Source organism: Arthrobacter bambusae (assembly GCF_022606295.1).
GTDB classification, from domain to species: Bacteria; Actinomycetota; Actinomycetes; order Actinomycetales; family Micrococcaceae; genus Arthrobacter; species Arthrobacter bambusae_A.
The window spans coordinates 33,388-52,558 of sequence record NZ_JAHHZS010000019.1; the positions used below are offsets into that span (position 1 = coordinate 33,388).

Annotated in this window: 21 protein-coding genes and 1 tRNA gene; 7 read left to right on the forward strand and 15 right to left on the reverse strand. The window is 65.4% G+C overall.

Features of this window, described 5'->3' with window-relative positions; translation table 11 throughout:
* Positions 1-22 precede the first annotated feature (22 nt).
* From KNN17_RS14045 to KNN17_RS14080, 8 genes are all read right to left on the reverse strand, one after another.
* Positions 23-877 (reverse strand): FAD binding domain-containing protein, encoded by an 855-nt coding sequence (locus KNN17_RS14045; RefSeq protein ID WP_241709654.1) that lies wholly within the window; start codon positions 875-877, stop codon positions 23-25.
* Positions 874-3,243 (reverse strand): xanthine dehydrogenase family protein molybdopterin-binding subunit, encoded by a 2,370-nt coding sequence (locus KNN17_RS14050; protein ID WP_241709655.1) that lies wholly within the window; start codon positions 3,241-3,243, stop codon positions 874-876. The genes KNN17_RS14045 and KNN17_RS14050 overlap by 4 nt, the downstream gene beginning before the upstream one ends.
* Positions 3,240-3,770: a (2Fe-2S)-binding protein gene (locus KNN17_RS14055; RefSeq protein ID WP_241709656.1), complete on the reverse strand. Its 531-nt coding sequence runs from the start codon at positions 3,768-3,770 to the stop codon at positions 3,240-3,242. Before KNN17_RS14055 ends, KNN17_RS14050 begins: the two co-directional genes overlap by 4 nt.
* A gap of 91 nt (positions 3,771-3,861) precedes the next feature.
* Positions 3,862-5,028: an XdhC family protein gene (locus KNN17_RS14060; protein ID WP_241709657.1), complete on the reverse strand. Its 1,167-nt coding sequence runs from the start codon at positions 5,026-5,028 to the stop codon at positions 3,862-3,864.
* Positions 5,021-6,178 carry a vWA domain-containing protein gene (locus KNN17_RS14065; RefSeq protein ID WP_241709658.1) on the reverse strand — a complete coding sequence of 386 codons (1,158 nt, stop codon included), beginning with the start codon at positions 6,176-6,178 and terminating at the stop codon, positions 5,021-5,023. Before KNN17_RS14065 ends, KNN17_RS14060 begins: the two co-directional genes overlap by 8 nt.
* Before the next feature lie 4 nt (positions 6,179-6,182).
* Positions 6,183-7,079 (reverse strand): AAA family ATPase, encoded by an 897-nt coding sequence (locus KNN17_RS14070; protein ID WP_241709659.1) that lies wholly within the window; start codon positions 7,077-7,079, stop codon positions 6,183-6,185.
* Between the two features lie 42 nt (positions 7,080-7,121).
* Entirely contained in the window at positions 7,122-8,162 is a 1,041-nt protein-coding gene (gene moaA / locus KNN17_RS14075; protein ID WP_241709660.1) for a GTP 3',8-cyclase MoaA, read from the reverse strand.
* Positions 8,163-8,273: 111 nt separating this feature from the next.
* A complete protein-coding gene (locus KNN17_RS14080; RefSeq protein WP_241709661.1) occupies positions 8,274-8,960 on the reverse strand; it encodes a DUF2848 domain-containing protein in 687 nt (228 codons plus the stop codon).
* Between the two features lie 147 nt (positions 8,961-9,107).
* Between KNN17_RS14080 and KNN17_RS14085 the strand changes: the two genes are divergently transcribed.
* Entirely contained in the window at positions 9,108-10,499 is a 1,392-nt protein-coding gene (locus tag KNN17_RS14085; RefSeq protein WP_241709662.1) for an MFS transporter, read from the forward strand.
* 57 nt (positions 10,500-10,556) lie between these two features.
* Here the strand turns inward: KNN17_RS14085 and KNN17_RS14090 are convergent, their stop codons facing one another.
* Positions 10,557-11,213 (reverse strand): GntR family transcriptional regulator, encoded by a 657-nt coding sequence (locus KNN17_RS14090; RefSeq protein ID WP_078106642.1) that lies wholly within the window; start codon positions 11,211-11,213, stop codon positions 10,557-10,559.
* A 32-nt stretch (positions 11,214-11,245) separates the two neighbouring features.
* On the opposite strand from KNN17_RS14090, the gene KNN17_RS14095 reads away from it, so the two are divergent.
* Positions 11,246-12,040, forward strand: a complete 795-nt coding sequence (locus tag KNN17_RS14095; protein ID WP_241709663.1) for a carbon-nitrogen hydrolase family protein — start codon at positions 11,246-11,248, stop codon at positions 12,038-12,040.
* Here KNN17_RS14095 and KNN17_RS14100 read toward each other — a convergent pair.
* The 3 genes from KNN17_RS14100 to KNN17_RS14110 all read right to left on the reverse strand — a co-directional run bounded on the left by KNN17_RS14100 (position 12,037) and on the right by KNN17_RS14110 (position 13,818).
* Positions 12,037-12,579, reverse strand: coding sequence for a DUF2087 domain-containing protein (locus tag KNN17_RS14100; protein WP_241709664.1), 543 nt, complete (start codon positions 12,577-12,579; stop codon positions 12,037-12,039). The two genes, KNN17_RS14095 and KNN17_RS14100, sit on opposite strands and share 4 nt — an antisense overlap.
* Positions 12,580-12,983: 404 nt before the next feature.
* Positions 12,984-13,541, reverse strand: coding sequence for a dihydrofolate reductase family protein (locus KNN17_RS14105; RefSeq protein WP_241709665.1), 558 nt, complete (start codon positions 13,539-13,541; stop codon positions 12,984-12,986).
* A gap of 187 nt (positions 13,542-13,728) precedes the next feature.
* Positions 13,729-13,818: transfer RNA gene (locus KNN17_RS14110), tRNA-Ser, on the reverse strand.
* 116 nt (positions 13,819-13,934) lie between these two features.
* Between KNN17_RS14110 and KNN17_RS14115 the strand changes: the two genes are divergently transcribed.
* From KNN17_RS14115 to KNN17_RS14125, 3 genes are read left to right on the forward strand one after another with little or no spacing between them, the layout of a single operon-like run.
* A complete protein-coding gene (locus KNN17_RS14115) occupies positions 13,935-14,969 on the forward strand; it encodes a zinc-dependent alcohol dehydrogenase (RefSeq protein ID WP_241709666.1) in 1,035 nt (344 codons plus the stop codon).
* A gap of 2 nt (positions 14,970-14,971) precedes the next feature.
* Entirely contained in the window at positions 14,972-15,367 is a 396-nt protein-coding gene (locus KNN17_RS14120; RefSeq protein WP_241709667.1) for a 6-pyruvoyl trahydropterin synthase family protein, read from the forward strand.
* 49 nt (positions 15,368-15,416) lie between these two features.
* Positions 15,417-16,664: a DNA glycosylase AlkZ-like family protein gene (locus tag KNN17_RS14125; protein ID WP_241709668.1), complete on the forward strand. Its 1,248-nt coding sequence runs from the start codon at positions 15,417-15,419 to the stop codon at positions 16,662-16,664.
* A 23-nt stretch (positions 16,665-16,687) separates the two neighbouring features.
* On the opposite strand, the gene KNN17_RS14130 is transcribed toward KNN17_RS14125, so the two are convergent.
* The 3 genes from KNN17_RS14130 to tadA all read right to left on the reverse strand — a co-directional run bounded on the left by KNN17_RS14130 (position 16,688) and on the right by tadA (position 17,938).
* Positions 16,688-16,963 carry an acylphosphatase gene (locus KNN17_RS14130; RefSeq protein WP_078106609.1) on the reverse strand — a complete coding sequence of 92 codons (276 nt, stop codon included), beginning with the start codon at positions 16,961-16,963 and terminating at the stop codon, positions 16,688-16,690.
* Positions 16,960-17,346 carry a VOC family protein gene (locus KNN17_RS14135; RefSeq protein ID WP_241709669.1) on the reverse strand — a complete coding sequence of 129 codons (387 nt, stop codon included), beginning with the start codon at positions 17,344-17,346 and terminating at the stop codon, positions 16,960-16,962. The genes KNN17_RS14130 and KNN17_RS14135 overlap by 4 nt, the downstream gene beginning before the upstream one ends.
* Before the next feature lie 82 nt (positions 17,347-17,428).
* The gene (tadA, locus tag KNN17_RS14140) at positions 17,429-17,938 is read right to left on the reverse strand and encodes a tRNA adenosine(34) deaminase TadA (protein ID WP_241709670.1); all 510 of its coding nucleotides are present in this window, start codon (positions 17,936-17,938) and stop codon (positions 17,429-17,431) included.
* 23 nt (positions 17,939-17,961) lie between these two features.
* Here tadA and upp point away from each other — a divergent pair, with 23 nt between their 5' ends.
* Positions 17,962-18,597, forward strand: a complete 636-nt coding sequence (gene upp / locus KNN17_RS14145; RefSeq protein ID WP_241709671.1) for a uracil phosphoribosyltransferase — start codon at positions 17,962-17,964, stop codon at positions 18,595-18,597.
* Between the two features lie 173 nt (positions 18,598-18,770).
* Positions 18,771-19,148 (forward strand): VOC family protein, encoded by a 378-nt coding sequence (locus tag KNN17_RS14150; protein ID WP_078106607.1) that lies wholly within the window; start codon positions 18,771-18,773, stop codon positions 19,146-19,148.
* The last annotated feature ends 23 nt before the right edge of the window (positions 19,149-19,171 follow it).

Genomic DNA, 19,171 nt, shown 5'->3' on the forward strand with positions numbered 1-19,171 from the left:
TCTCCCTCCCGCCCGTGTTCCGTTAGAGTCCGGCGGCCGCGATGACGGCCCGTTTGGTGAGGACCTCCGCCAGGTGGCGGCGGTAGGCCGCGTCTCCATTGAGGTCGCTGGCGGGATCGCTCCCTTCGGCGGCGTGCGCGCTCGCGGTGGCGATCGCTTCCGCTGTCAGCGGGGCGCCCGCGAGGGCCTGTTCGACGGCGGTCGCCCGCAACGGCGTGCTGGCCATGTTGGTCAGGCCGATCCTGGCCTCGGCGATGGTGCCGCCTTCCACCCGGACCATCGCGGCCACGGCGACGATGGACCATTGCTGGGCCACCCTGGTGAACTTCTCATAGTGCGAACCCCAACCGGTGTACTTCGGCACCCGAATATGGGTGAGGATCTCGCCGTCGTCGACGGCGGTGGTGAAGTATCCCTGGAAGAAGTCCGCCGCTGCCACCCGGCGTTCCCCGTTGGGGCCTGCCAGGATGAACGTCGCGTCCGCGGCCAGCACCGGCGCGGGCATGTCGCCCGCCGGGTCGGCATGGACGAGGGCGCCGCCGAACGTGCCGCGGTGGCGGACCTGGGGATCCGCGACCGTGGCCGCGGCCTGGGCCAGCAACGGCACGTGCTCGACTATGAGCGGGTCGGTGGCGATCTGGTGGTGCGTCGTCATGGCTCCGATCAGCAGTGCATCGCCGTCGTCGCGGACACCGGACAACTCGCCGATCCGGCCCAAGTCGACCACCATCGCGGGGTCGGCAAGGCGCAGTTTCATCACGGGGATCAGGCTTTGGCCACCGGCCAGCACCTTCACGTCGTCACCGGCGTCGGCCAACACGCCCAACGCCTCCGCTACCGTAGTGGGCGCGGCGTAATCGAATGCGCTCGGAATCATTGCACACCTCCGGTGGTCTTGGCTTCTTCGAGGGCGGCCCACACGCGCGACGGCGTACACGGCATCTTGATGTCCTTCACCCCGAGGTGCCGCACCGCGTCCAGCACACCGTTGACAATGGCGGGCGTTGAGGCGATGGTTCCCGCTTCGCCGACTCCCTTGGCCCCCAACTGGTTGGTGGTGGACGGCGTCTCGGTGCGCGCCGTCGTGAAATGCGGCAGATCCGGGGCACCAGGCACCAAGTAGTCCACAAACGAGCCCGTGACGAGGGTCCCGGCGTCGTCATGAACCGCCTCCTCATAGAGGGCCTGCGCGATTCCCTGTGCCAAGCCACCGTGGACCTGACCCTCCACGATCAGCGGGTTGACCACCACTCCGACGTCGTCCACGCAGACGTACTTTCGGATGGTGACCTGCCCGGTTTCGGTGTCCACCTCCATCGCGGCCAGGTGGGTGCCGTGCGGGAAGGAGAAGCTCTGCGGGTCGAAAGTGGCATCCGAATCCAGATTGGGCTCAAACCCTTCTGGCAGGTTGTGCGCGGAGAAGGCGGCGAAGGCGACTTCACCGAACGCCGTGGACTGGTCGGTGCCCTTGACGCTGAACTTGCCGTCTGTGAACTCGATGTCCTCTTCGCTGGCCTCCATCAGGTGCGCTGCCAGGACCTTGGCCTTCTCGATCACCTTGTCCGCCGCGGCCAGCACAGCCATGCCACCGACAGTCAGTGAGCGGGAGCCGTAAGTGTCCAGGCCCCGCTGCGAGACCTGGGTATCGCCATGCAGCACCTCGATATTTTCGAACGGCACGCCGAGCCTGTCCGCCACGAGCTGGCTCCACGCGGTTTCGTGGCCCTGGCCGTGCGGGGAGGTGCCGGTAACCACCTCGACGTTGCCTGTGGGGAGCACCCGCACCTGGGCATGCTCCCAGCCGCCGGCGGCGTAACTGAGCGCGCCAAGTACCCGGGACGGAGCCAGACCGCACATTTCGGTGAACGTGGAGATGCCGATGCCGAGCTGGACCGGATCGTTGGCCTCGCGGCGCCGTACTTGCTCGGCACGGAGCTCGTCATAGCCAAAGAGCTCCACGGCCTTCGCGGTGGCCGCCTCGTAATTGCCGCTGTCGTATTCGAGTCCGGTGACTGTGGTGAAGGGGAATTCCTCGTTGTTGATCCAGTTCTTCTTCCGCACTTCCAGGGGATCCATGCCCAGTTCGACGGCGAGTTCATCCATCAAGCGCTCGATCGCAAAAGTGGCTTCCGGCCGGCCTGCGCCGCGGTAGGCGCCCGTCCACGCCTTGTTGGTGAAGAGGTTGTTGCATTCCAGACGGTAGGCCGGGAACTTGTAGATGGCGTTGTACATGAACGCGCCCAGGATCGGGACTCCCGAGCCGATAATGCCCAGGTAGGCGCCCATATCCGCCAGCAACTGGATGTCCAGCCCGGTGACAATCCCGTCCTTCGTGGCCGCGAGCTTAACCTTCTGTACCTGGGCCCGGCCGTGGTGTCCGGACTGCAGGGACTCGCTGCGGGTTTCGGTGTATTTGCACGGCTTGCCGACCCGCCGGGCTGCCATGAGCGTGATGAACTCTTCCGGGATCACTGTCAGCTTTCCGCCGAAACCGCCGCCCACATCCGGGGCGATCACACGGAGCTTGCTTTCCGGGAGGCCCAGAGTCAAGGCCAGAATCAGCCGCAGGATGTGGGGTATCTGCGTGGACGACCACATGGTGATTTGCTCACTCGTCGGGTCAACCACGATCGAGCGCGGTTCCATGAAGGCCGGGATGAGGCGCTGCTGATAAAAGGTGCGTTCGATGAGGACTTCGGCGTTCGCCAATGCTTCGGCGATCGGCTTGCCTGTGCCGGCTTCGCCCGAGTCAAAAACCCACGTCGCCGAGAGATTGGAGTCCAAGTTGGAGTGGGCCAGCACCTTGTCAGTGAACGCCTCCTCCAGATCCAGGACCACCGGCAGTTCGTCGTAGCTGACGTCCACGAGTTCGACGGCGTCGCGCGCCGCGGCGGCGCTGCGGGCAACGATGCAGGCCACTACCTCGCCGGCAAAGGCCACCTCGTCGACGGCGATCGATGGGAAAGCGGGCGCCTTCTGCTCGGCGGTGACGGGCCAGACGTTGGGCAGGCTGCCCTGTTCAGCGGCCACATCCGCTCCGGTAAGCACGGTGACGACGCCGGGTGAAGACTTCGCTGCGGAGGTGTCGATCGAGGTGATCTTGGCGTGGGCGAACGGGCTGCGGACCATGGCCAAATGAAGCATGCCGGGCAGCGTCATGTTGTCGGTGTACCTCGAGCGTCCGGTGATGAGGTGGGCATCTTCCTTGCGGAGGCGGGCCCTGCCGACTTCGGTGATGGTCATGCCACACCTGCCGTTTCCGCTTCATCGCTGTCAGCGGATACTGTGCCGTCTGCCGAAACCGTGCCGTCAGCCGCGGCCTGCACCGCGGCAACAATGTTCTGGTACCCGGTGCACCGGCAGAGGTTCCCTTCGAGGCCGTCCCGGATTTCCTGTTCGGTGGGGTGCGGGTTTTCGGTGAGGAGGGATGCCGATTGCATGATCATCCCTGGCGTGCAGAAGCCGCATTGCAGCGCATGGCATTGGTGGAAGGCTTGCTGGAGAGGGGCGAGTTTTCCGTCCCGGGCCAGGCCTTCGATGGTGGTGACACTGTGGCCGTCTGCCTGAACCGCGAACATGGTGCAGGATTTGACGCTGACTCCGTCCAGATGGACGGTGCAGGCGCCGCAGTTGGTAGTGTCGCAGCCGATCAATGTGCCGGTCTTGCCAAGCCGTTCGCGCAGGTACTGGACCAGCAGCAATCGTGGCTCGACATCGTCTGTGTAGCTCACATCATCGACTTCGACGGTGATCGTCTTGGAACTCGCCATGGGGATCTCCTGTCGCGTTGGACGACGGGCACGACTGCTCGGCATCCAGTCCTGATGTGACACAGGTTACTCCTCGGAGAACGCGAATGCCCTAGCCCGGCTTGAGTTCGTACCCCGCATCCTCGTGGTCCGCTTCAACCGTGGGTTCGTGGTGGATCCGGGCCTCCATGGTGCTCAATCGTCCGCCGCCGCCACCCCAGTGCAACGCAATGATTTCGGCGGCGATGGAGACGGCCGTTTCTTCGGGGGTGCGGGATCCCAGGTCCAGGCCGATCGGGCTGGAGAGCCTGGCCAATTCGGCCTCGCTCAGGCCGGCTTCGCGCAGCCGTTCCAGCCGGTCGTGGTGCGTGCGTCGGGAGCCCATCGCGCCCACGTAGGCCACGTTGTGGCGCAGTGCCAGCTCCAGGAGCGGAACGTCGAATTTTGGATCATGGGTCAGCACGCAGATCACCGTGCGGTCATCCACTTGGCCGGCAGCGATCTGCGCCTGCAGGTAGCGGTGCGGCCATTCCACCACTACTTCGTCGGCCTGCGGGAACCGGGCAGCCGTTGCGAAAACCGCGCGGGCGTCGCAGACCGTGACCCGATAGCCCAGGAAAGTGCCTTGTTTCGCGACGGCGGCAGCGAAGTCGATCGCACCGAACACCAGCATCCGAGGCTGCGGGGCGAAACTGAGGGCGAAAACGCGCATGCCCTCGCCGCGGCGCTGCCCGTCCGGTCCGTACATGAGGGTGGCGTTGCGGCCTGCGGCCAGCAGGCCCTGGACATCGTCGGATACCGCGTGGTCGGCACGCTCGCTGCCGAGGGAGCCGACGAACCCCTCCGGGCGGACCACCAAATGGCGGCCCAGCCACGCCGGATCGGGGTGTTCGATCACGGTGACGATGGCAACCGGGCGGCCTGCACCGACGTCGTCCGCTACTTGCGGCAATTCCGGGAAGAGCTCAGTGGAAAGCGGTTCCACAAAAATATCCAGGATCCCGCCGCAGGTGAGGCCGACCTCGAACGCGGCGTCGTCACTGATGCCGTAGCGCTGCAGCACCGGCTTGCCGGACTCGACCACCTTGGTGGCCAGTTCGTAGAGCGCTCCTTCGACGCACCCGCCGGACACCGAGCCCACCGCACTGCCGTCGGCGTCGACCATCATGGCGGCTCCGGCCGGCCGCGGTGCGGAGCGGAAGGTGCGCACCACCGTTCCGAGTCCTACTGTGTGGCCGGCCGCCATGGCTGCGACCAGATCGTCCAAGACTTCACGCATTGGCAACCACGTCCAACAACTCCTCGAAACTCTGCATTGAGTGCCCCCCTATAAAGAAGTCAACGTGCGGCAGGACCGCCCTGATTCCCCGCTGCAGCGGCTGATATCCCGCTTTGCCGCGGTGCGGATTGGACCAAATGATCCGCCGCGCCAGATGGTGCAGCCGTTCGACCTGCCGTCCCAGCAGTGCGGGGTCGCCCCGCTCCCAGCCATCGCTGGCAATCACGACGACGGCGCCGCGCACCATCACGCGCTGCCCCCAGCGGTCGTTGAACGCCCGCAGCGCTTCTCCAAGCCGGGTCCCCCCGGACCAATCGGGGACGGCGCGGCCAGCGAAGGCCAAGGCATTGTCCGGGTCGGGAACCCGCAGTGCGCCCGTCACGCGGGTCAGTCGGGTACCGAGCGTAAACACCTCCACTTGGCGAGGGGCGGCTTCCACGACCCGGTGGGCCAAGCGCAGCAGGCTGTCCGCGTAAGGTGCCATCGAACCCGAGACGTCGATCAACCAGACCATCCGGCGGGGTTTGCGCGGAGCCCGGGCACGGCGCAGCGGTCCGGGTTCCCCGCCGCGGCGCAGTTGGTCGCGCAGGGTCCGCACGCGGTCCACGTCGCCGTGCCGGTCGAGGTGCTTGCGCCTGGTCTGGCGGGTGGGCAGGCGTACCGGTAGTTCCTCGAACATCCGGCGCAGCAGGGCCCGCTCGGCGTCGTCCAGGACGGCGACATCGCGGTGCCGCAGCAGCTCACGGCGGCTGGCGAGCGCCCGCAACTGTTCGCGCCTACCTTCCGGCCCGCCGTCGTCGTTGTCCAAAGACGTGGCGCTGACGGCCGTCGCGGAGTTTTCCAGGCGTTCGGCGGCGGAATGTTCCACGGCGAACCAGGCCTCAAACGTCCGCTGGTAGGCGGGCAGGTCCTCCGGCGAGGCGCACAAGGTGGCGCGGCCGGCCCAGAAGACGTCCGAACGGCGATCCAGGGCGAGCCTGCCGACGGCGTCGACGAAGCTGAGCGAGCGGTCCGCGGTCACTTTCACGCCGGCCGCACGCACGGCGGCAGCAAAGGCCAACAGGATCTCTTCGGCGCTGTGGCCCGTGCCCGTGTCTGGGCTGTGGCCTGGGCTGTGCCCTCCCGGGGTGATCTGTCCTGCCGGCGGCATGCGCTCAGCCGAGCATCCGGGCCAAGGCCGCCGAGACCCGCTCGGTGTCCTCGCGGTACTTGCACAGCGCGCCGATGCTGGCCGCCGCCGAGGCCAAGTCCAACTCCGCACGGCCGAGCTGGTGCAGCGCGCGGGCCCAGTCCAGGGTCTCGGCAACGCCCGGAGGCTTGAGCACGTCGTCGGTGACCCGGATCTGCTGGACCGCGCGAACCACCTGCTCGGCAAGGAGCTCGGGCACCTCGGGGAGCCGGGTCCGCACAATCTCCACTTCGCGGGCCAGCCCTGGGTGGTCGATCCAGTGGTACAGGCAGCGGCGTTTGAGCGCATCGTGCAGGTCCCGGGTCCGGTTGGAGGTGAGCACCACGATCGGCGGGGTGTCGGCCTTGACGGTGCCGAACTCGGGGATGGAGACCTGGTAGGTGGAGAGCACCTCCAGCAGGAACGCCTCGAACTCGTCGTCGGCCCGGTCGATTTCATCGATGAGCAGCACGGCCGGGCTTTGCTGCAGCGCCTTCAGGATGGGGCGGGCCAGCAGGAACCGTTTGTCGTACAGCGAACTTTCCAGTTCGGCCACGCTCAGCCGCGTGCCCATTCCCGAGCCGCCGCTGGCCTCCACGCTGCGCAGATGCAGGATCTGGGCAGTGAAGTCCCAGTCATACAGCGCTTGCGACGCGTCGATTCCCTCATAGCACTGCAAACGGATCAGCGGCAGCCCGAACCCTTCCGCCAGCGCTTCGGCGAGGGAGGTCTTGCCGGTGCCCGGTTCGCCTTCCAGCAGCAGCGGCCGTTCCATGCTCAGGGCGAGGTAGCCGATGGTGGCCAGGCCGTCGTCGGCGAGGTAGCCGGTGGCGGCCAGCATTTCGGCCAGCGCTGTCGCGGAGCTGATCGACGTCTGCGTCATGGCACCAGCATAGGGTCACCGGCAGGGCTCCGGCCCGCTCGGCTACCCGCCGATGTACGACATCTCGATCTTGTGTGCCGCTGCGGGGTCTTTAGGCGTGTGCGAACTGCGCAGTTCCGAGTAGCGGTCAGTGCGGCCGCCCCACAGTGCGGACAACGCCGTCGAAAGCTCGACGTCGGACGCGCCGTCTCTCAGGAGTGCCCTCAGGTCCGTCCCGGCTGTGGCGAAGAGGCACGTGAACAGCTTCCCGTCGGCCGAGAGCCGGGCCCGCGTGCAGCCGCGGCAAAAGGCTTGGGTCACGCTGGAAATGACACCGATTTCGCCGCTGCCGTCCGCGTAGCGCCAGCGATCCGAGGTCTCGCCAGGGTAGTTCGGCGCCACGGACTCCAGCGGGAACTCCGCGCCGATGCGGGCCAGGATCTCGGCGGAGGGGACCACTTCATCCATTTTCCAGCCATTGGACGCACCCACGTCCATGTACTCGATGAACCGCAGGATGAACCCGGACCCCTTGAAGTGGCGAGCCATGGGAAGGATGTCCTGGTCATTCGTCCCGCGCTTGACCACCATGTTGATCTTCACCGGCCCGAGTCCCGCGGCCTGGGCAACCTCCGCGGCGTGCAGGACCCTGGCCACGGGATAGCCGACGTCGTTCATGGCCTGGAAGGTCTCCTCCCGGAGGGAGTCCAGCGAGACCGTCACCCGGTTCAGCCCGGCATCCTTGAGGACCTGTGCCTTCTGCGCCAGGACCGAGCCGTTCGTGGTCATGGCAAGGTCCGGTGCCAGCCCGTCGGGAGTGCGCAGCCGGGCCAGCATCCGGACCAGTTCCTCGATGTCCTTCCGCAGCAGGGGTTCCCCACCGGTCAACCGGATCTTCCGCACTCCGTGCCCTACCGCGATCGACGCCAGCCTGGTGATTTCCTCAAAGGTCAGCAGCTGGTCCCGGGGCATGAAAACGAAGTCGCGCCCGAAGATCTCCTTGGGCATGCAGTAGACGCAACGGAAATTGCACCGGTCCGTGACGGAAATCCGCAGGTCCCGCAGGGGCCGGTGGAAGGTGTCGGTGATGGAATTGGCGTCCATGCAGCGCCCTCTCAACGCGGTAGTAGTGCCAACCGCTTGTGCCTCTCCCAGCGTAAGCCCGGCCCCCGGCGCCCACAATGGAGATTCGGATGGGCGGCGGCGGAACCGGACTCAGCCGATGGGCTCCGCCATCTTCTCCACAACATACTGGGCGTCCACCGAGGTGCCGATCACCGGGTCCGTCATTTCCACCTTCCAGCTGCGGGCAAACTGGTCGACCCCTTGTTTCATCGCAACCGTTCCTGAGATGAGGACCGTGCCCGGCTGGTTCAGCCCACGCTCCGCCAGGACCCCCAGCCAGTAGTCGGGGCTGAGGAGCGCCTCGAGCGAACTGTCCTGGATCAGGGTGTCCGGAGTTTCGCCGTCGCCTACCCAGCCCTTGAGCGTGATGTTGTCCAAATGGTCGCGGATGTCATCCAGGCGCCAGGCTTTGCGACCCAACACGTCCGGGCTGGCGTTCTTGCTCCATGCCACGCCATGGACTTCGAGTTCGCGGTCCGTATGATCGCACGCCACTGTCAGGAGCACGTCCTCCTCCGTGATCACGAGCGCCCATTCCGCTTCGCCCGAGGTCCTGCCGTGCTGCACGCGGACTTCGGAAACCTGCTGCGCCAGGTATGGCGACACGGGGTACAGTGCCGGCGTGGTTGCGGGACCGGGAACGCCGAGTTCGGCCAGCTCGGCGATGTGGGCTTGCACTTCTTCCTGTTCGCGCCCTGCGTAGCCGGCGTTCAGGAGGTGCTTGACCTGGACATTCCGTGTGGTGCCATCGGGAAGTTCAAAGCTCAGAGTCGTCATTTTCTGTCCATTCTTTGCGTGTCCTGCTGGAGAAATTTTTCAAACCGGAAACCGGAAACAGTCGCCAATGTACAACCAGTATGCGTAATGTATACATTTAACGCCAGTGTGGCAGGCGTCACCGTAAACTTCTCGTGGAGGAAACCCATGGCCAACGTTCCAGTTCCGGCTTCCGGCGCAGCGCCGCGTCCGGGAAAGCCGATGCATCCCAAAGGCCTGTACAAGGCCTTTGCCGCAAGTCTCACCGGCACCGCGCTCGAGTGGTACGACTTTGCCGTCTACTCCGCCGCGGCCGCCGTCGTGTTCCCCCTTGTCTTTTTTCCGTCATCGGACCCCTTGACCGGGACCATCCTGGCCTTCTCGACCTACGCCGTGGGCTACGTGTCCCGACCGGTGGGTGGCATCATTTTCGGCCGGCTTGGTGACCGCATCGGCCGTAAGAAAGTCCTGGTGACGACGCTGATGATCATCGGCGTTGCCACGGTGCTGATCGGGGCGCTACCGGGCTATGGCAGCATCGGGATTTCGGCCCCGATCATCCTGGTGTTGCTGCGCTTTGCCCAGGGCGTGGGCGTGGGCGGCGAATGGGGCGGCGCAGTGCTGCTCTCCAGCGAATACGGCGATCCCCAGCGGCGCGGCTTCTGGGCTTCGGCGGCCCAGGTCGGACCGCCGGCCGGCAACCTCCTGGCCAACGGCATCTTGGCCGTCCTGACCGTTACCCTCAGCGAAGCGCAGTTCATCAGCTTCGGCTGGCGCATCGCCTTCCTGGTCTCGGCCGTGCTGGTGGGCTTCGGTCTCTGGATTCGGCTCAAGCTTGAAGACACCCCGATTTTCAAGGCCATCGAGGCGCACGGTGAGCAGTCCAACGCTCCGGTCCGCGAAGTCTTCAGCAAGGAACTCCGGCCGCTCGTCGCTGCCACCCTGTGCCGGGTGGGCCCGGACGTGCTGTACGCCTTGTTCACAGTCTTCACCCTGAGCTACGGAATCCAGACGCTTGGCTATGACCGCAGCCAGGTCCTCACCGCCGTGTTGATCGGCTCCGCATTCCAGCTCTTCATGATCCCGCTGGCGGGTGCCGTCTCCGACCGCTTCAACCGGCGCCTCGTCTACGGCATCGCGGCAGTGATCGGAGCCGTGTGGACTTTCGTCTTCTTCGGCATCCTGGGCGGGCACAGCGAGCCGCTGCTGATCGTGGGAATTGTCCTGGGCCTCATGGCGCACTCCTTCATGTACGGACCGCAGGCCGCCTTCATCGTGGAACAGTTCTCCCCGAGGCTTCGGTCCACGGGAAGTTCGCTGGCCTATACCTTCGCCGGCGTGATCGGGGGCGCCATCGCACCCTTGATGTTCACACTCTTGCTGTCCCAGTTCGGCACCTGGATTCCGGTTGCCATCTATGTGGCCGTGGCCGCCGTCGTCACCGTCGTGGGATTGGCGCTCGGCCGGGACTCCGACACTGTGGAGGATGAGGACTACCGCCTGCTGCTCGAAGGATCTGCGGCGGCAAGCCAGCCGTCCGCGGCCGCTGAAACCCGCTGACCCTCGGGAGAAGTCGTGAGCATCTCGGCGAGCAGCGTTTGGCAGCCAGAAACTGCCTTAAGTCCGGAGCAGGATGTCCCGGGTCACCGCAAGGTGATGGTCAATCGCTTTCTGCGCCTTCGCCGCGTCGCCGGACATCAGGGCGTCGAGAATGTCCTGGTGTTCGGCGCACACCTGCTCGCGCCGGCCTCCGGTACGGAACAGCGCGGAGACGCCTACCAGGATCTGCCGGACGTGGAGCTTGCTGTACGTCCGGGAGATCAGCTCGTTGCCCGCCGCGTCGATGAGCTGCTGGTGGAACAGCGTGTCCAGGCGGATAAACTCACGGGCCGCTTCCGGGCTCAGTTCCTCGGGAAGCTTGGCCTGCTGGTCAAGGGTTTCCTGCATCGTCCCGGCGGGGATCCGGCCTTGCTCGATGACCAGCCGGGCAGCGTGGCTTTCAAGAATCCCGCGCAGTTCCATCAATTCGGACATTTCCCGGCCGGTCACCGGGGGAACGTAAGCCCCGCGCTGGGGAATCAATTCCACCAAGCCGTCGGAGACGAGCAGCAGGAGCGCCTCACGCACCGGCGTACGCGAGACGCCGATTTCCGCGGCCAGTTCCTGCTCGTTCAGGAACTTCCCCTGGACTTCGGGGTCGATCAGGATATTTTCACGCAGGTACGCGTACGCCTTCTCGCGGCCGGACGCCGCAGTCCCCGAACTTTTTCGCATACATCATGTATACAACAATTTGGAGCAAATTCATGCGTTTAGCCGTGGCACAAATCATCACGGGAGCCGATCCGGCTGCCAACCTGGAACTGATCCGAGAATACGCCACCCGCGCCAAAGCCGCCGGAGCCGAACTCGTGGTCTTCCCCGAAGCAGCGATGCGCGCCTTCGGCAACAGCCTGGCGGACATTGCCGAACCGTTGGACGGACCATGGGCCACAGCGGTCCGCGGCCTTGCGCGGGAGCTGGACATCGCCGTCGTGGTAGGAATGTTCACTCCGGGCGAGGGCGGCCGGGTCCGGAACACGCTTTTGGTCACCGGCCCAGGGGTGGACACGTCCTACGACAAGATCCACCTCTTTGACGCGTTCGGCTTCGCGGAATCGGATTCGGTCGACGCCGGGACGTCGCCCGTAACCTTCGAACTCAACGGCACAGTGTTCGGCCTTGCCACGTGTTACGACGTTCGATTCCCGGCCCTCTTCACCGCCAACGCCCGGGCAGGAGCGCAGGTCAACATCGTCTGCGCCTCGTGGGGCGCCGGCGAGGGCAAGGCCGAGCAGTGGGAGCTGCTGGTGCGGGCCCGCGCAGTGGACAGTACCACCTTCGTGGTGGCTTGCGGCCAAGGCAATCCCGCCAGTGTCGGCCTGCCTGCCACCGGCACGGCGCCCACCGGCATTGGGCACAGTGCTGTGATCTCGCCGTTGGGTACCGTGATGGTGGCCCTCGGCGAAATGCCGGAACTCGCCGTCGTCGACATCGATCCGGCTGTTGTGGAGGGAGTCCGGGGCAAGCTTCCGGTCCTGGCGAATGCCCGGGAACTTTAGGGGCCGCCGTCGGCGTCTTCTTTGAGTGCCAGCCAGTAGGCCGAGCCGTCGGGCATGCGGCTCACGATGCCGGCGTCCACGAGGTAACGCCGGAGCATGGGCACGTCTCCAGTGAACCGGGCGAGGCGTTCGTTGAGCTCCCGTTCCGCCATGCGCTCGCCGGTGTCCAGGATGCGCGTCGCTACCCATGCGAGGAGCCTGAGGCGGTCTGCCTCCCGCGCAGGATAGCGATCGATGCGGCCGTCCGCAGTCAAGAAGCGCTCGACGCCGGACGGGCTGGGTGCAGACGAGAGGCCCGCCAGCGCGTCCCGGAAGGCGTGCTCGCGGATGCAGTAGCGGGCACCGCCTTCGGTCTCGACCGCCTCGACCAGCCCCGCCTGGTTTAGGAGCGTGAGCGCCCGTTCGAGTTTTGCCGGCGAGAGCGAGCTGCCCGGGGTTCCGCCGACGCCGATCTCCGCGAAGACTCTCCGGGCTTGGGCGTTTGCCAGCGCCGCGAGGAGGCGCCGCGCATCCGTCGTCGTCGATGATTCGCTCCCCATGGGCCCAGCATAGGCACAAATGGACGCCGGGCGGATGGGGCAGGAGGCTACGCTGAATAACTGCCAGGGCGATGTCCTGCGGAGGTCTTCCCAGCCGATCTAAGGAGCTCTCTAACGTGGACCTTACTTTAACGCTATTTGTACCGGTGATCTTTTTGGCAATATTCCTCTATTGCCTATATGGAGTTATTTACCGCGCGGTAAAGAATGCCATCAAAGATGCCTGGCGCGACCGGGACGATGAAGCTGTTTCCGGACTCGGTTCCAGAGGAAGCGACACATAGCCTCAGGTCAGGGCGGCGCCGTTCTGACCCTCCTTCGTTCCGGAATGCGCTTACGACGCGGCGAGTCGCGTCATTTCAGGGCTTTCGAGCGGCAAAAAAGGTCAGGACGGACAGCCACCCTCAAGCAGCCCGTCGATAGTGCAAGGCGACCGCGCCGTTGCTGAGCGGCTCCGCCGAGATCAGCTCGAGGCGTCGGGTGCTAGGCAGTCCGCCCTGGTACAGGGTGGGGCCGTGGCCGGCAATCCTGGGATGGACAAGGAACTTGTACTCGTCGATCAGATCCAGCTGGTCCAGCGCTGTCGCAAGTTCGCCGCTGCCGACGAGCACCCCGCCGGGAGTCGCATCCTTGAGATCCTGCACCGCCGTGCGCAGCTCGCCGACCACGTGGTGGCTGTTGGTCCACGGGAAGTCGCTTCGCGTCGACGACACAACGTACTTCGGCTTGGCCTCCAGTTTGAGCGCCCACTCGCGCATCGCAGGCGGCGCGTCCTCGTCGCCGCGGGCGACCGCCGGCCAGTAGCTCTCCATCATCTCGTAGGTGGTGCGGCCCCAGAGCATTGCACCCCCCTCGTCCATGAGGCGGGTGAAGTAGGCGTGCGTCTCGTCGTCGGCGATGCCTTCCTGGTGGTCGACGCAACCATCCAGGGTGACGTTGAGGCTGAAGGTTAGGAGACCCATACGACGATTCTAGGCCGCCCACTTACGGATGCCTCAACAATCACTGCCTCGCCACGGAGGCTGCGTTCGTCGGATGCACGAAAGCGATCAGCTCCCTGCTCGGCGAGCGGGGGTAGCTTACTCGGCGGAATCTGCACCACCACGCCCCAAGAATGCAGAAAACCCCCGGAATTCCGGGGGTTTTCATTGGCGGTGACGGTGGGATTTGAACCCACGTTGGCTTTTACACCAAACAACATTTCGAGTGTTGCACCTTCGGCCGCTCGGACACGTCACCAACTGAAATAGGGTACCGGAGTGGAGGCCTGTTCCCCAAAACGGCCGGGCTGCACCCACTTAGTAAGTAGCCTTCCCTTTCGTAATCGCAGCCGCAGGACTAGATTCGCAAGCACGATGACTCTTCCACGAAACGCGCCGCAGAACCCGGCACAGAACACCCACCCCCAATCCGCCCTGGCCTACTGGACCGTCGGCCCCTGCCAGGGTGAACTCCGGAGCGAGGACCTTCGGGCACCGGCGCAGGGTGAGGCCCTGGTTCGGACCCTGTACTCGGGAATCAGCCGGGGAACCGAACTCGTGGTCCACGAGTTCAACGTCCCCCCACGAATCGCGAAAGCGATGCGGGCGCCCCACCAAACCGGGGATTTTCCTGCGCCGGTCAAGTTCGGCTATCTATCGGTCGGCGTCGTTGAAGAAGGTCCCGAAGATTGGATCGGCCGGAACGTCTTCTGCCTGCATCCGCACCAAGACCGCTACGTCGTGCCCCTCAGCTCTCTCACCCGAATTCCCGACGGCGTGCCGCCACGGCGCGCTGTCCTCACCGGCATCGCCGAGATCGCCCTCAACGCCCTCTGGGAGGCCGGACCCCGCCTTGGTGACAGGATCGCCGTCGTCGGGGCCGGACTCGTGGGCGGCATGACCGCAGCACTGCTGCGCAGTTTCCCGCTGGAACGCCTGCAACTCGTGGAGACGGACCCGGGGAAGCGCGGGTTCGTCGAATCCCTGGGCGTGGAGTTCGTGCTTCCGGAGGATGCAAAGCAGGACTGCGACATCGTGTTCCATTGCTCTGCCACGGACGAAGGGCTGGCCCGTAGCCTGCAGATCGCGGGGGACGAAGGCGAGATCATTGAGATGTCCTGGTACGGGGACCGGAAAGTCTCCCTCCCACTGGGGGAGGACTTCCATGCCAGGCGCCTCTCGATCCGGGCCAGCCAGGTGGGAGTGGTGGCACGTTCGCGCCGGCACCGCCGCACCTCGAGCGAGCGGCTGGACCTGGCCGTGTCACTGCTGCGGGACCCGGTTTTCGACGCCTTCCTCACGGGAGAGTCGCAATTCGAGGAGCTACCGGAGGTCTTCAATGGCTTGCAAAGCGGCGAACTGGACGATCTTTGCCGGGTCATCAATTACCCCAAAACCAAGAAAGGCTAACCATGTTCAGCCTCACCGTCCGCCGGCACTTCATGATCGCCCACAGCCTGCCGCGGGAGTCGTTCGGCCCGGCGCAGGGACTCCACGGAGCCACTTTCGTGGCCGAGGTGACGTTCCGCCGGGCAGCACTGAACGACGACGCGATCGTCCTGGACATCGGCGCGGCCGGAACCATCCTGGACGAGGTGCTGGCCGGCCTCAACTACAAGAACCTCGACGAGCACCCCGACTTCGCCGGACAGCTCACGACGACGGAGGTCCTGGCCCGCTTCATCGCTGAGGCGGTTGCCGCGAAAGTCCGCGAGAGCGACGACGGCGGTGCGCTCGCCGGCGTCGACGTCGTCCTCCGGGAACATCCCGACGCCTGGGCTGGCTTCTCGCTGGACTTCGAGCGATAGCTAGCGCGGGACCGCCCCGGATGCCGGGCAAACGGTGCAGAATGGGGCCATGACGTCCGCCGTGCTTTCCACCCGAACACTCACCCCTGAACTGCTGCGCGCCTGGGCGTGGCATCGGCAGGGCCTGGACGGCTCCCTCTCCGGGAAGACCTCCGAGGAAGTCCTGGACCGCGCCGGTTGGGCCCGTTCCGTGGGCGGCGCCAACCCCTACCTGACGCTTTTCGCCCGGGCAGGGATCCGCCGCGAACAGGTCGATCGGGACGTGGCCGAGCTGAGAATACACGAGCTTCCCACAGCCCGCGGATGTACCTACGTCCTCGGCCGGAACGACTTCGCGTGGGGCCTCCAAGTGGGTCGGGACGCCGCAGTGGCGCCGTTCAAGGTCCTGGCCCGGCTCGGCGTCGAACGCGGAGAGATCACCCTGCTCGAAGAGCAAGTGCTGCACACCCTCATGGAATCCAGCGACCCCATGGATCCCAAACAGCTCAAGGACGAGCTCGGCGAATCCGTCCGAAGCCTCGGCGAAGAAGGCAAGAAGAAGGGCGCGTCCACCACCCTTCCCACAGCGTTGGGCCTCCTGCAAGCCGACGGCCGTATCCGCCGCGTGCCGGTCAACGGCCGCCTCGACCAACAGCGCTACGCCTACACGTCATGGGCGCTGCCGCCCAGTACCCTCGACGACGACGCCGCCCGCGCGCGCCTGATCGAACGGTACCTGCGTTGGACCGGCGGCGCGACGTTAAAGCAGAGCCAATGGCTTACCGGCTTCACTGTCGCGCAGAGCAAGGCGGCGCTGGCCGCCGTCGGCGCCGTCGAAGTGACGACGGCGGTAGGCGAGCCTCTCTGGATGCTGCCCGACGACGTCGAGCACCTTTCCGCGTTCAAGGCGCCGCAGGAGGAACAGATCCAGCTTCTGGCCGGGACAGACTCTTTGGTGCTGTTGCGCAGGAACTCGGCGGACATGCTGGCTGAAGGCGATAGGGGCCGGAAGGTCCTGGACGGCACCCTGGGTCTGCAGGCGGATCTGTCAGACCACCCGATCCTGGACCGGGGACGCATCATCGGGCTGTGGCAATACGATCCGGGCAAGGAACGGATCGCGGCCTGGACATTCGACAAGCCCACCGCGGCCGTCACCCAGCGGATCACTGAGGTGGAGAGCTGGATCCGCGAAGACCTCGGGGATTTTCGCTCGTTCAGCCTGGACTCGCCGGCATCACGCCAGAAACGCATCGACGCCCTGGACAGCGCCAATTCAACAGTGCCAATTCATAAGGCGAACGCCGCCACCACCTGAGGCTGGTCTCGCTTTGGGTTGCGTCAGTCCACCCAGAATCCGGAGAACTCGCCGGTGGCTTGTGTGAACGCGGCATCCACGTGTTTCACGCGGCCGGGGGCTTCCCGGGACTGCAGCCATTCGAGCAGGGAATCGACTGCTTCGCGATCACCCTCAGCGATGACCTGCACCGAGCCGTCCAATTGGTTGGCCGCCTCTCCGGTCAGTCCGAGCGATCGGGCTTGGTGCATTGTTGAATAGCGGAAACCGACTCCCTGGACGCGGCCGGTCACCATCGCCGTGACGCGTACGTGGCTCATGCGGCACCCGATCCATACGGCCGCGTGATCGCCTCCAGGAAATGCCCGTCCGGATCGGCGAAGTAGACGCCGCGTCCGCCGTCGTTGTGGTTGATCTGTTGGGGGCGGGACCGTGCCGGGTCCGCCCAATAGGCGATTTCCTCAGCCTGGATCCGGGCGAAAATCCCGTCGAAGTCCTCCTCGCTGACCAGGAAGGCATAGTGCTGGGGCGAGATGGGCCGGCTGGCCGTGGCGAAATCGAGGGCGACCCCATGGTCAAAAGGCACGGTCACGAAGGACCACACGGCTTGCGGCTTCGGGAGTCCAAACACCTTGGCCAGGAACTCCGCCGAACGGCGTTTGTCCGTTGCGTAGACGATGGTGTGGTTGAAAGAGACGGTCATGAGGTCCTCCTCAGCTGTGCTTCCTGAGACCATCTGACGTCCAACACGCTATTGATTTCAAGAGCGATCCGGAGGGCAGCCGCTATTTCCGGTGGGTTGCGAAGAAATCGCGCAACAGGGCCGAGCATTCCTCTTCGCGCACGCCGGCGTATACCTCCACCCAATGGTTGAGGCGGCGTTCCCGCAAGATGTCGAACACGGATCCGGCGGCACCGGCCTTCTCATCCCAGGCACCGAAGACCACCCGCGGAATCCGGGCCAGCACAATGGCTCCGGCACACATGGCGCACGGCTCCAGCGTCACCACGAGGGTGCAGTCCTCGAGCCTCCAGCCGTCTCCGCCTTCGCCGAGCTCAAGTGCGTGGCGCTGCAGGGCGGCTGCCGCTTCGCGGATCGCGACGATCTCGGCGTGGGCCGTTGGGTCGCCGTGCGCTTCCCGTTCGTTCCGCCCGGCACCCAGTACGCCGCCGTCGGGCCCCAGGACGACGGCGCCGATCGGCACATCCTCGGTATCCAGCGCCCGCCGGGCTTCGTCAAGGGCCAGACCCATCCAGGCCGCGTGCTCCGCGTGATAAGGCTCGTTGGTGCTCATGCCTCAATGATAGTTTTGGAGTCATGCGCACACTCGTCGTGGACCACCCGCTGGTCGCTCACAAGCTCACCGTTCTGCGGGATAAGAACACTCCTTCCCCGGTCTTCCGGCAACTCACCGAAGAACTCGTCACTTTGCTGGCCTACGAGGCCACCCGCGAGGTCAGGACCGAAGCGGTAGAGATCGAAACCCCCGTCACCAAAGCGATCGGTACCGCCTTCACGAAGCCGACGCCGCTGGTGGTCCCCATCCTGCGCGCAGGCCTCGGCATGCTCGAGGGCATGACCAAGCTGGTCCCCACCGCTGAAGTCGGCTTCCTGGGCATGGCCCGCGACGAAGAGACCCTCGACATCATCACCTACGCCGAGCGACTCCCCGAAGACCTCACCGGCCGCCAGATCTTCGTCCTTGACCCGATGCTCGCCACCGGCGGCACACTGCGCGAAGCCATCAAGTTCCTCTTCAAGCGCGGCGCTTCGGACGTCACGTGCATCTGCCTGCTGGCCGCGCCGGAAGGCCTGGCCAAGCTCGAAGAAGAGCTTTCAGGGGCCAACGTCAAGATCGTCCTCGCCTCGATTGACGAGAGGCTCAACGATAAGGCCTACATCGTTCCAGGCCTGGGCGACGCAGGAGACCGACTGTACGGCGTTGCCGGCTAGCCCTAGGTCCGCGAATTCGTGGGTTTCGGCCGCTAGCAGCTAACCCGCCCGGCGTAGCCTCATCAACGCGGGGTCACTTACGGCCCAATTCGAGCAGCAACATGGGCCGTAAGTGACCCCGCGTTGTGCTCCGCCCCTACCGGTTTTCGGGCTCCGCCGATAGCCTTTGGCGCATGGACTGGAAACTTGAACTCGTGTTTGTCCCCGTGTCCGATGTGGACCGCGCCAAGGATTTCTACGTCAACAAAGTGGGCTTCAACGCCGACTACGACGAGCGGCCCATGGACGGCATCCGCTTCGTCCAACTGACTCCGCCCGGCTCGGCCTGCTCCATCTGCATCGGCGAGGGCCTCAACGACGCGCCTCCCGGCACCGCCCCCAGCCTGCAGATGGTGGTGGGAGACATCCAGGAGGCCCACAGCCAACTCAAGGCCAACGGCGTGGAAGTCAGCGACATCGACGTCCAGGATTGGGGTCACTTTGTGTACTTCGCCGATCCGGACGGCAATAAATGGGCCGTCCAATACATCCCGCACAGGCCCAACGGCTAGGACTCACGCCGTAAGAGTCGGGC